The sequence below is a fragment of the Kitasatospora sp. MBT63 genome (assembly GCF_000710465.2).
In the GTDB taxonomy this organism is placed as follows: domain Bacteria; phylum Actinomycetota; class Actinomycetes; order Streptomycetales; family Streptomycetaceae; genus Kitasatospora.
This window is the reverse complement of sequence record NZ_JAIZ01000223.1, coordinates 1-10,281: the sequence shown is the minus strand read 5'-3', so window position 1 is coordinate 10,281 and position 10,281 is coordinate 1. Positions and strand designations below refer to the sequence as shown.

The following is a 10,281-nucleotide window of genomic DNA, read 5'->3' as shown; positions in this document are numbered from 1 at the left end:
GCAGCCGGGCGAGCGACTGCGGCACGATCAGCACGCCGATGCCGGCCGCCACCAGCTCGACGGCGTCCGCCGTGGTGGCGGGCCGCTCGAACGCGGGCCGGCCCGGCAGGCTCCCCCACTCCAGGGTGTCGTCGAGCGGGTGCAGCACGATCTCGTCGGCCAGGTCCTCGAGCGCGACCTCGTCGACGGCCGTCACCACGTGGTCCTTGGGGACGATCACCACCGTGGTCTCGGTGTAGAGCGGGATCGCGTTGAGCTCCGCCTTGTCCACCGGCAGCCGCAGCAGTCCGGCGTCGGCGTCACCGCCGCGCAGCGCACCGGCCGCCTCGGCCGCGCCCACCGCCGTCAGGGTCAGCGGGACATCGGGCAGCCGCTCGCCCCAGACCCGGACCCACTTGGTGGGAGTCACCCCCGGGACGTAGGCGAGCCGAAACGAGGAGGGTGCTTCCGAGCCAGTCACCCGCCCAGATTACCGGCCGTGGTCGGAGGTGGCGCACACGGTCGATACTCTTGACCCCATGAAGTCGCACCAGACCGCCCAGACGATGAAGCCCGCGACCGCGGCGAAGAAGCTGGGTGTGTACCTCGAGGCCACCCCCGCCGAGTTCCAGGAGGGTGTGGTCTCGCGCAACGAGCTGAACGCGCTCCAGGCCGATCCGCCCGAGTGGCTGGTGGAGCTGCGCCGCAACGGCCCGCACCCCCGTCCGGTGGTGGCGGCCAAGCTCGGCGTGTCCATCGCCGGCCTCGCCCGTGGCGGGGTCACCGAGGCGCTCACCACCGAGCAGATCGAGGAGCTGAAGAAGGACGGCCCGGAGTGGCTGCAGCGTGAGCGCGCCACCCAGGCCGACGTCCGCAAGGAGACGGTCCGGATCAAGGAGAAGAACGCGGCGCGGCGCGACCAGCCCCGCAAGCCGCACGCCTGACCGCCGGCCCACCCGGACGCCCGGCCACTTCGGTGGCCGGGCGTTCCGTCGTCACCGGCGGCGGCCGCAGGAGCCGCCGTCAGGTGGTCCGGGTGACCGCCAGTTCACCGGCCAGGGTCCGGGACGGCCGGGGGATCTCGCCGAAGTCCTCGTCGTCGCTGTCGACGGCCAGGTGGTTGACCACCGCCTCCAGCGTGGCGGGCAGCCGCGGGTCGAGCCCTTCGTGGCAGCGCGAGAGGATGTCCCGGCGTACGTCCTCCGGCAGCAGCGGCCGGGTCAGCCGCACCCGCCGGCTCGGCACCCGGACGGGCGGGGCCGCGAGCGCCTCGGCCTGCGCCCGCCAGTAGCCCGCGTCCCGGTTCTCGCCGAGGGTCAGGTGGTAGAGGTGCAGGCAGTACGCGGCGGTGTCGTTGCCGGAGCCGGCCGCGAACTGCCACCAGAACTGGGCGGCCTCCTCGCGGCCCGTGATGAACAGCAGACAGGCGAAGACCACCGCCCCCTGCGGGTGGACCTCCTCGCCGCCGGCCAGCAGCTCGAGCGCGCGGGCGGCCTCGGGCGCGTTGAGCACGAGCGCCGCCGCCAGGGCCAGCTCGTGGGCGGCCTGCTCGTGCTCGGACGGGAGCCGGGCCGGGGCCGCGGCGAGTCGGCCGGCCCCCAGGGCGGGCTGCCCGGACGCACCCCCGGACACCCGCACCGCGCCACCGGCGCCCGCTCCGCCGCCCGCGCCGTCCGTACCGCCGGCGGCGTCCGAGCCGTGGGCGCGCAGCCAGGACCGCAGCTCCGGCCCGTCCTTCCTGGTGGTCACTGGCCCGCCCCCAGTTCGGCGAGCCCGGGCCGGCCGAGCGTGTGGACGAGGCGGCGGCGGGCGTGCCGCAGGCTCGAGCGCAGGGTGGCGAGCGGGGTGCCCAGGTAGGCGGCGATGCTCTCGTCGTCGAGGTCCAGGCAGTACTTGAGGATCACCACGTCGTGCTGGCGCTCGGGGAGGTCGAGGATGGCGCCGAGCAGGCCGAGCTGCTCCGGCACGGTCTCCAGGCCGAGCCCGTCCCGGGCCCGGAAGTGGCGGACCGCGGTGTCGAAGGCGGCCGTCCTGACCAGGCCGGGGCGGGTCTGCCCGGCTGCCGCGAGCCAGCCGGCGATGTGCTCCTTCAGCAGCCGCCAGGCGTACGCCGCGGGGATCTCCTGCCGCAGTCCGATCGCCCAGTTGCGGGCGAGGTGGTCCTTCATCGCGGCCACCACCAGGGCGGCGTCCCGGCCGCTGCCGACCTGGGTGCGGGCGAAACCGGTCCACGCGGCCTCGTGGGTGGCGCAGAACGCGTCGAAGGTCAGGCGCAGCCGTGCGCCCTCCGGCGCCGTGCCGCTGGTGTCGCCCACCATCCGCCCTCCCCGGTCGCGGCCGGCCGCCGGTCGCGCGTCCCTGTCGATGGTCATCCCTGTCCTTCCGGACGAGCGGGCCCGGCCCGCGGCGGCCGTCGGCGCGAGGTCCCGACCTCGGGGTCGGCGGCCCGGCGGCGGGCTGCCTACCGGCGCGGGAACGGGACCGGTGGAGCGACTACCGACGGTACCAGTACGACTACAGGAATTGCTGTCGGGTGGTCAGATGTCTTTGCTTTCAGGCTATTTGTCGCATCGATGGTATCCCGTCGCGGCACCGCCACCGGTCCGGGCGGATTGGCGGGGGCCTGCCAGGGGCATGATGCCGGGCGCCGTGATGGCGTAGCGTGACCGGTCGGGCGAGCTGAGGGGGCAACAGATGGCGGCGGACGACGCCGAGGTGAGGCTGGAGCTGCACCGGGCGCACTCGGCCCGGATGTACGACTACTACCTGGGCGGGACGACCAACTTCGCCGCCGACCGGGAGGCGGCCGGCCAGGTGATGGCGGTCTTCCCGTGGGCGGAGACGGCGGCCCGGGTGAACCGCTCGTTCATGCACCGTTCGACGCGGCTGCTGGCCCTGGCCGGGATCCGGCAGTTCCTGGACATCGGCACCGGTATCCCGACCCGGCCCAATCTGCACGAGATCGCCCAGCAGACCGCGCCGGAGTGCCGGATCGTCTACACCGACAACGACCCGATCGTGCTGGCGCACGCGCAGGCCCTGCTGCTCTCCACCCCGCAGGGGCGCACGGCGTACGTGGAGGCGGATGTCACGGACCCGGCCGCGGTGCTGGCCTCGGCGCAGCTGCGGGCGACGCTGGACCTGGCGCGGCCGGTCGCGCTGAGTCTCAACGCGCTGCTGCACTTCGTCCCCGACAGCCGGGGCGCGAAGGACATCGTCGAGTACTTCAAGTCCGAACTCCCGTCGGGCAGCGCCCTGGTGATAACGCACGGCAGCCCGGACTTCGCGCCGGAGCAGGCCGAGCGGATCACCCAGGTCTACGCGGCCGCCGGTACCGCGGTGCAGATGCGCACCAGGGACGAGATCGCCCGTTTCCTGGACGGCTGGGAGCTGCTGGAGCCGGGCCTGGTCGCCACCCACCGCTGGCGTCCCGAGGGCGGGCGGCCGGATCCGGCGGTCACCGACTCGCACGCCTCGGCGTACGCGGCCGTGGCCTTCAAACCCTGACGCCGCCCGGGCGCGCCCGGTCTCAGGCCTCCCGCTCCCGGGCCTCGCGGCGGCGGCGCTCCGGCCCGGCGAGCGGCTCGGGCGCCAGCGCGAGCACCGCCCGGTCGTCGCCGTCCGGGCCGTGGGCGCCGGCCGACCAGCGGTCGGCGTCGGCCCGGACGAAGGCCGCCACCACCTGCGGCTCCGGGGCGTGCCGGCCGGCGAACCGCCAGGCCAGCCGGTCCAGCAGCGGGTAGAACACCCCGTCGGCGTTCCGGGCCTCGCTCACCCCGTCCGTGTAGACCACCAGGACCTCGCCGGGCCGCACCGGGTGGACGGTCACCTCGCCGGCCCCCGGGGCCAGTTCGCCCAGGGCGAGCGGCAGCGCGGGCGAGGTGGCCAGCCGGCGCGCGCCGTACGGTCCGACCACGACGGGGGCGGGGTGCCCGCGGTCGACGATCCGCACCTCGCCGCCGCCGGTCGGGAACTCCAGCAGCAGGGCGGTGACGAACAGTTCGGCGTCGGCCGCCGCCCGGGCGGAGTTGCGGGCGATGCTCAGTTCGAGCCGTTCGGCCAGCCGGCTCAGGTCCCTCCACTCGTGCGCCGACACCCGGAAGCTGCCCAGCACCGCGGAGACGGTCTGCACCGCGTCCAGCCCCTTGCCCCGGACGTCACCGACGATCACCCGCACGCCGAACGGGGTCTCGCACAGGTCGTAGAGGTCGCCGCCGACCAGTGTGCCGCCCTCGCCCGCCTCGTAGAACCCGGCGGCCCGCAGGCGGCCGAGCCGCTCCGGGATCGGGCGCAGCAGGGTCAGTTGGACCGCCTCGGCGACCGAGCGGGCGCGGACCAGGTGTTCCTGGGCGCGGATGCGCTGGCGGGCGAGGGCCACGCTGGCGACGCCGATCAGTACGGTCGTCAGGTAGAGGGCCACGTGGTGCTGCTCGGCGAAGTGGCCGGGGCGCCGCGAGGCCATCCACATCTCGAGCAGCACGCACAGCGCGGCGGCCAGGGCGGTGCGGCGCGGGCTGCGGGTGGCGGCCGCCAGCGGCGGTACCGCGATGAGCAGGAAGCTCACCGGCTCGCGGCTGTACAGGGTCAGTTCCAGCACCACGTCCAGCAGGACCAGCAGGACGGGTGCCCACCAGACCCAGGAGTGGCGGTCGGGGCTCGCCGGCCACCTCGGCGGTCGCCGGATCCACCCGGCTCCCCCGTCCCGGGATTGCGACATGGGCCCCACTGTAGGCACGGCACCGCCGGGTCGCCGGGACGGCCGGCGCTCCCCGGCGCGCCGTCCGCGGTCGGTGCTCAGGGGCGGGGGAAGCGCCAGCGGGTCTGGCTGTACCCGCCCTTGCCGAAGCCGAACACCGTGGCCGGTTCGACCCGGAAGACCAGGTCCGCTCCCCCGGCGCCGTGGAAGAACCCGTCGCCGACCTCGAAGTGCCACTCGCTGCCGTACTTGGCCTCGTACGCCGCGGCGACCGCCCGCAGGGCGGTGTCGTCGGTGAGCCGGACGGCGTCGCCCTCGACCACCAGGTCCAGGCCCTCGTGCAGGAGGTTGGTGCCGGTGGTGAGGACGCAGTGCGGGTTGTCGGCGAGGTTGCCGGCCTTGCGCTCGTGGGCGCCGGTGCAGAAGTGCAGCGCTCCGGCCACCCAGACGGCGATCAGCGGCGTGACGTGCGGGCGGCCGTCCGGGCGGACGGTGGAGAGCCAGTACAGTTCGGCCGCGGCGAGCCTGGCTCGGGCCTGCCGCCAGGGTGTGGGGGTCGCGCCCTCGTCGCTGTACCGGGCGTCGAGTTCGGCCTCCGGCTCCCGCTCCGCCATCTGCACCCCTTGTCCACGTGCCGTTCGCGGGCGACGCCCGGCGGGCCTTCGGATCGGCCCCATTCTCCCCGGTGGCCGCCGTCCGGGCCGGGAGGCCGCGTCCCGTGTCGCGCGCGGCCCGCGGCCCGGACGCGCGAAGGCCCCGCGCACCCCTCGGTGGGGGTGGGCGGGGCCTTGGTGCGCGGGGCGTGCCTCGGTGTTACTTGGTGAGGCCGGCCTTGACGGAGCAGACCGGCCAGGCGCCGGGGCCCTGGGAGGCGAGGACCTTCTCGGCGACGTTGATCTGCTGGGCCTTGGTGGCGAGGTCGGCGCGCGGGGCGTACGAGGTGCCGCCGAAGGCGGCCCAGGTGCTGTTGGTGAACTGCAGGCCGCCGTAGAAGCCGTTGCCCGAGTTGATCGCCCAGTTGCCGGTCGACTCGCACTGCGCGACCTTGTCCCAGGTGGAGGCCGGGGCGGCGGACGCCCCGGTGGCCGTGACGAGTCCGGCCACCGGCAGGGCGATGACCGCACCCGCCATGACGGCCATCCGAACGCGCTTGCGCTTGGTGGCGGTGGTGGTGGCAGCGGAAGTCTCGTTACGGAAGATCAATGCGAATCCTTTCGAAGGCCCCGGGTGGGTGGGCGTGCGGAACCAAGGCCACGGGATGGTCGGTTCGTTCGCCTCGCTCGGCGAGCGGCTTGCGCGGGCATCCGGCCCGTTCCGCCGCCCCGGTACTGCGCCGGACGTCCGCTCCGGGGTGAGCCGGTGGGCGGTGCGCCGGGAGTGGACCCGGGTGGTGTTCGTTCACCTGGCACCGAAGTTACGGGGCGGCCGGTGGGCGGTTCAAGGGTGGACCGTGAAGTCCCAGGTCAGGGGGCCGTTACCGGTGGTATGAATCGGCAAAATTGCCGCATTTATGGACACTTACCAGCCATTTTCATGATCGAACCACCGATTGCATGGCGTGGCTCACACGCCGGGGCCTGTGAGGCCGCCCACAGCGTCGACGGAGGGTGTCACCCGGCCGACGGTCCGCCACCGGATCGGGCCCCGGCCGCCATGTCGATCACCCGTCCGTGTGGCACCGGCCACTCGGACGCCGGATCGCCCGGCGGCGTGCTGCCGCCGGGCCGGTGGCTGCTGCGATGGTGGGGCCTCGCTCCCGGGCCGCCGGGCGCGGGAGGGCGGAGAGCGGAGCGCGGAGATGACGACGACCACCGGTACCGCGCTCACCGTCGACGACGCGGTCGCCCGGATGACGGAGCTGGCCGCGGGGGCGGCGCCCGGCGACGGCGTGGCGGTCTTCAACGGGATGTACCTGACGGTCACCGCCCTGGTACGGGACCGGCTGGCCGGGTCCTGGTTCGAGGACCCGGCCACGATGGCCCGCCTCGACGGCGTGTTCGCCGCCCGCTACCTCGACGCCGTCGACGACGACGCGGCCGGCCGGCGCCCGGCCGCCTGCTGGCGGCCGCTGTTCGAACTGCGCCGGCATCCGGGCATCCACCCGCTGCAGTACGCGCTGGCCGGGATGAACGCCCACATCGAGCACGACCTGCCGCTGGCCGTCCTGGACACCTGCCGCCAGCTCGGCCGCGAGCCGGAGCAGTTGTCGGCCGACTACCGGCGGATCAACACCCTGCTCGCCCAGGTGGAGGCGCAGGTCCGGGCGGAGCTGCTGCCCTCGCCCGCCGAGCTGCCCGCGGCGCAGCCGCTGCTGCACGTGGTCGGGGTGTGGAGCATCGACCGTGCCCGGGACGCGGCCTGGGCGAGCGTGCTGGCGCTGTGGCAGCTGCGCGGGCTGCCGTTGGCCTTCCGGGCGGTGGCGGCGGCGCTCTCCGGTTCGGTCGGGATGGTCGGCCGCGCCCTGCTCACCCCGCTGGACGGCGCCACCCCGCCGAACGGCCCCGCCGCACCGGACGCCGCGGGCCGGCCCCCCGCCGAAGCGGAGGGCCGGCCCGTACGGGACGACCTGCCGGGCCGGGTGCGCCCGGCCGCCGGTCAGGCCCAGCTGGAGTGCAGCGGCTTGCCCTCGGCGTAGCCGGCCGCGCTCTGCACGCCGATGACCGCGTTCTGGTGGAACTCCTCCAGGCTGTTGGCGCCGGCGTAGGTACAGGAGCTGCGGACACCGGCCACGATCGAGTCGATCAGGTCCTCGACGCCCGGGCGGGCCGGGTCGAGGAACATCCGCGAGGTCGAGATGCCCTCCTCGAACAGCGCCTTGCGGGCCCGGTCGTACGCGGACTCCTCGGCGGTCCGGTTGCGCACGGCGCGGGCGGAGGCCATGCCGAAGCTCTCCTTGTACTGGCGGCCGTCGGCGGCGGTGTGCAGGTCGCCCGGCGACTCGTGGGTACCGGCGAACCAGGACCCGATCATCACGTTGGACGCGCCGGCGGCCAGCGCCATCGCGACGTCGCGGGGGTGGCGGACGCCGCCGTCGGCCCAGACGTGCTTGCCGAGGCTGCGGGCCTCGGCGGCGCACTCCAGGACCGCGGAGAACTGCGGGCGGCCGACGCCGGTCATCATCCGGGTGGTGCACATCGCGCCGGGGCCGACGCCGACCTTGAGGATGTCGGCACCGGCCTCGACCAGGTCGCGGACGCCTGCGGCGGAGACCACGTTGCCGGCCACGATCGGGATCTGCGGGTCCAGGCCGCGGACGGCGCGCAGCGCGCTGATCATCGACTCCTGGTGGCCGTGCGCGGTGTCCACCACCAGCACGTCCGCGCCGGCCTCGATCAGGGCCTTGGCCTTGCCGGCCACATCGCCGTTGATCCCGACGGTGGCGGCGATCCGCAGCTTGCCGGCGCCGTCGACGGCGGGGGTGTAGAGGGTGGCGCGCAGCGCGTTCTTGCGGGTCAGCAGGCCGACCAGCGCCCCGTCCCGGTCGACCACGGGCGCGAGCTTGCGGTGGCCCTCGTTGAGCTTCTCGAAGGCGGCGCGCGGGTCGATGCCCTCCTCCAGCAGCAGCAGGTCGCGGGACATCACCTCGGAGAGGCTGGTGAACCGGTCGACGCCCTGGCAGTCGGAGTCGGTGACCACGCCGACGGGCTTGCCGTCCTCCACCACGACGAGCGCGTTGTGGGCGCGCTTGGGCAGCAGCGACAGCGCGTCCGCGACGGTGTCGCCGGGGGCCAGGGTGATCGGGGTGTCGTGCACCAGGTGGCGCTGCTTCACCCAGCCGATGACGTCGGCGATGACCTCGGTCGGGATGTCCTGCGGGATGGCGACCAGGCCGCCGCGGCGGGCCACGGTCTCGGCCATCCGGCGGCCGGCGATGGCGGTCATGTTGGCGACCACCAGCGGGATGGTGGTGCCGGTGCCGTCGTTCGAGGACAGGTCCACGGCCTGACGGGAGCCCACGGCGGAGCGGCTGGGGACCATGAAGACGTCGTCGTACGTAAGGTCGTACGCGGGCTTGAGGTCGTTCAGGAAGCGCATGAATGGGGCTCTCTGGCTGGGGAAACGTACACCTCGGGCGCGGTTGCGGCTCGGCCGCGGGGCGCACTCGGGCGCCCCGCACCCAACGTTCAATACTCGGTGATACGGGCGCGCAAAGCCAGCCACCGCGCAATCGTTGAAGATCACCACAAGCCGCCCGGGGCCCCACACGGCGATCTTCGTAGGAACATACAGGGCGCGCGGGTGCGGACGGCCGCCCGGAAGATCGGTGGCGGGTCCGCCCCGGTGCCCTCTAAGGTGCAGCTGATCATCCCGGCGGGCCGTGCCCGCCACATCGCTCTCCGGGGGGACTCCTTTGGCCTGCACGTCCTGCGACGGGGATCCGTACGCGCAGGCGGTCGGCGGCTGCCGCGACTGCACCACCGACCCGGCCGGGCCGCGGCCGGCCGGCGCACCCTGGCCGTACGGCGCTCGGCGGACGCTGCCGCCGGGCCGGATCACCGATCCCCTCGCCCTGGGCAGGGCGACCCAGGGGCTTCTGGTGCTGGTGACCGTTCTGCCGCTCGTCGCCGCGGCGGCCGAGGCCGTGTCCGGCAGCGCCACGACACCGGTCGGCCAGGCGGCGCGCCTGTGCGGGATGCCCGCGCTGGCGGTCACCGGCATCGTCTTCGTCTGCTGGTTCGCCCGGTACCGGGCCAACGCGGAACTGCTCGCGCCGGGCGGGAACCGCTACGGGCAGGGCTGGGCGGTCGGCGCCTGGGTGGTCCCGTTCGCCATGTGGTGGATCCCGCACCGGATCGCCCGGGACGTCTGGCGGGCCGGCGCTCCGCCCCGGGCCGAGCGGCTGGTCCACCTCTGGTGGGCCGCCTGGCTCGCCAGGACCGTGGGAGCCCTCGTCCTGGCCCGGCTCGGCATCGGGATCGGCGTCTTCGAGACGTACGTCCTGGTGGCCAACACGGTGGCGGGCGTGCTGGCGGTCCTGCTGGTGGAGCGGATCACCAAGGTCCAGTCGTGGCACGCCTCGGGCCGCCCGGCGGTCGCGGTCGCGACGTCCTGACCGCACGGTCCGACCCCCGGGGAGCGGCCCCGGGGGTGGGACGGGCGCCGCGCCGCTCCGCCCTGGTCAGGGAGTTCGCGGCGGGCGCCCGGTGTTCTGCGTCGGCGGCCCGGGCCGGGTCCGGCGAGGCTTAGTAGCCGCGCCAGCAGGAGCCGTAGCAACGGGCCTTGGCCACGTTGTCCATGCTGCCGTAGACGTGGTTGCAGTAGCGGGCGCTGGCCACCAGGTTGTCGACCGGGTTGCTGATGTCGGTGTGGCCCGGCAGGGAGTAGGCCTTGAAGGTCGGCTTGATCATCTGGGTCAGGCCGATCGACGGGATGCCCGCCTTGGCGTTGGAGTCCCAGCCGTTGACGGCCTTCGGGTTGCCGGAGGACTCGGACATCGCGGTGGCCTTCATCGCCTTCGCGGAGGGCACCCGGTCACCGTGGGCGGCCAGCACGTCACGGGCCTCCTGGATCCAGCCGTCCAGGTTGTTGGAGTAGCTGGGCGCGGCCGGAGCCGGGGCCGGCGCGGGGGCGGGTGCCGGGGCCGGGGCGGGCGCCGGAGCGGCGGC

11 protein-coding genes and 1 pseudogene are annotated in these 10,281 nt (G+C 74.5%); 4 read left to right on the top strand and 8 right to left on the bottom strand.

All coding sequences use genetic code 11. The annotated features are described in order from the left end of the window. Nucleotides 1-460, bottom strand: a 460-nt coding sequence (locus tag AA75_RS14985) for a LysR family transcriptional regulator substrate-binding protein (RefSeq protein ID WP_149038147.1), incomplete at its 3' end; no start/stop codon positions are given. A 58-nt stretch (nt 461-518) separates the two neighbouring features. Between AA75_RS14985 and AA75_RS14980 the strand changes: the two genes are divergently transcribed. Further along, the gene (locus tag AA75_RS14980) at nt 519-923 is read left to right on the top strand and encodes a DUF5997 family protein (RefSeq protein ID WP_033820494.1); all 405 of its coding nucleotides are present in this window, start codon (nt 519-521) and stop codon (nt 921-923) included. 79 nt (nt 924-1,002) lie between these two features. On the opposite strand, the gene AA75_RS14975 is transcribed toward AA75_RS14980, so the two are convergent. Next, entirely contained in the window at nt 1,003-1,728 is a 726-nt protein-coding gene (locus AA75_RS14975; protein ID WP_233289029.1) for a hypothetical protein, read from the bottom strand. After that, on the bottom strand, nt 1,725-2,351 hold the full coding sequence (locus AA75_RS14970; protein ID WP_051812420.1) for a sigma factor-like helix-turn-helix DNA-binding protein: 627 nt from the start codon (nt 2,349-2,351) through the stop codon (nt 1,725-1,727). The genes AA75_RS14975 and AA75_RS14970 overlap by 4 nt, the downstream gene beginning before the upstream one ends. Nucleotides 2,352-2,673: 322 nt before the next feature. On the opposite strand from AA75_RS14970, the gene AA75_RS14965 reads away from it, so the two are divergent. Next, nucleotides 2,674-3,486: an SAM-dependent methyltransferase gene (locus AA75_RS14965; protein ID WP_033820493.1), complete on the top strand. Its 813-nt coding sequence runs from the start codon at nt 2,674-2,676 to the stop codon at nt 3,484-3,486. 22 nt (nt 3,487-3,508) lie between these two features. On the opposite strand, the gene AA75_RS14960 is transcribed toward AA75_RS14965, so the two are convergent. The 3 genes and pseudogenes from AA75_RS14960 to AA75_RS14950 form a co-directional block, all read right to left on the bottom strand. Next, nucleotides 3,509-4,696: a PP2C family protein-serine/threonine phosphatase gene (locus AA75_RS14960; RefSeq protein WP_063794360.1), complete on the bottom strand. Its 1,188-nt coding sequence runs from the start codon at nt 4,694-4,696 to the stop codon at nt 3,509-3,511. A gap of 77 nt (nt 4,697-4,773) precedes the next feature. Next, nucleotides 4,774-5,289 carry a pyridoxamine 5'-phosphate oxidase family protein gene (locus tag AA75_RS14955; RefSeq protein ID WP_033820500.1) on the bottom strand — a complete coding sequence of 172 codons (516 nt, stop codon included), beginning with the start codon at nt 5,287-5,289 and terminating at the stop codon, nt 4,774-4,776. A 202-nt stretch (nt 5,290-5,491) separates the two neighbouring features. After that, nucleotides 5,492-5,815, bottom strand: a pseudogene (locus AA75_RS14950) (transglycosylase family protein); the annotation flags it as partial. A gap of 658 nt (nt 5,816-6,473) precedes the next feature. Between AA75_RS14950 and AA75_RS14945 the strand changes: the two are divergent. After that, a complete protein-coding gene (locus AA75_RS14945; RefSeq protein WP_368666571.1) occupies nt 6,474-7,310 on the top strand; it encodes a DUF5995 family protein in 837 nt (278 codons plus the stop codon). On the opposite strand, the gene AA75_RS14940 is transcribed toward AA75_RS14945, so the two are convergent. Then, complete coding sequence (locus AA75_RS14940) at nt 7,271-8,710, bottom strand: GuaB1 family IMP dehydrogenase-related protein (protein ID WP_033820492.1); 1,440 nt, start codon at nt 8,708-8,710, stop codon at nt 7,271-7,273. The genes AA75_RS14945 and AA75_RS14940 overlap by 40 nt on opposite strands. Nucleotides 8,711-9,026: 316 nt before the next feature. On the opposite strand from AA75_RS14940, the gene AA75_RS14935 reads away from it, so the two are divergent. After that, a complete protein-coding gene (locus tag AA75_RS14935) occupies nt 9,027-9,728 on the top strand; it encodes a DUF4328 domain-containing protein (RefSeq protein WP_051812418.1) in 702 nt (233 codons plus the stop codon). A gap of 130 nt (nt 9,729-9,858) precedes the next feature. On the opposite strand, the gene AA75_RS14930 is transcribed toward AA75_RS14935, so the two are convergent. Next, the coding region (locus AA75_RS14930; RefSeq protein WP_149038146.1) for a transglycosylase SLT domain-containing protein at nt 9,859-10,281 on the bottom strand (423 nt) is incomplete at its 5' end.

Bases quoted from the DNA above. Each gene is read 5' to 3' on its own strand.
- AA75_RS14955 (WP_033820500.1), bottom strand. From the start codon at position 5,289: ATGGCGGAGCGGGAGCCGGAGGCCGAACTCGACGCCCGGTACAGCGAC.
- AA75_RS14970 (WP_051812420.1), bottom strand. From the start codon at position 2,351: ATGACCATCGACAGGGACGCGCGACCGGCGGCCGGCCGCGACCGGGGA.
- AA75_RS14980 (WP_033820494.1), top strand. From the start codon at position 519: ATGAAGTCGCACCAGACCGCCCAGACGATGAAGCCCGCGACCGCGGCG.
- AA75_RS14960 (WP_063794360.1), bottom strand. From the start codon at position 4,696: ATGTCGCAATCCCGGGACGGGGGAGCCGGGTGGATCCGGCGACCGCCG.
- AA75_RS14945 (WP_368666571.1), top strand. From the start codon at position 6,474: ATGACGACGACCACCGGTACCGCGCTCACCGTCGACGACGCGGTCGCC.
- AA75_RS14940 (WP_033820492.1), bottom strand. From the start codon at position 8,710: ATGCGCTTCCTGAACGACCTCAAGCCCGCGTACGACCTTACGTACGAC.
- AA75_RS14965 (WP_033820493.1), top strand. From the start codon at position 2,674: ATGGCGGCGGACGACGCCGAGGTGAGGCTGGAGCTGCACCGGGCGCAC.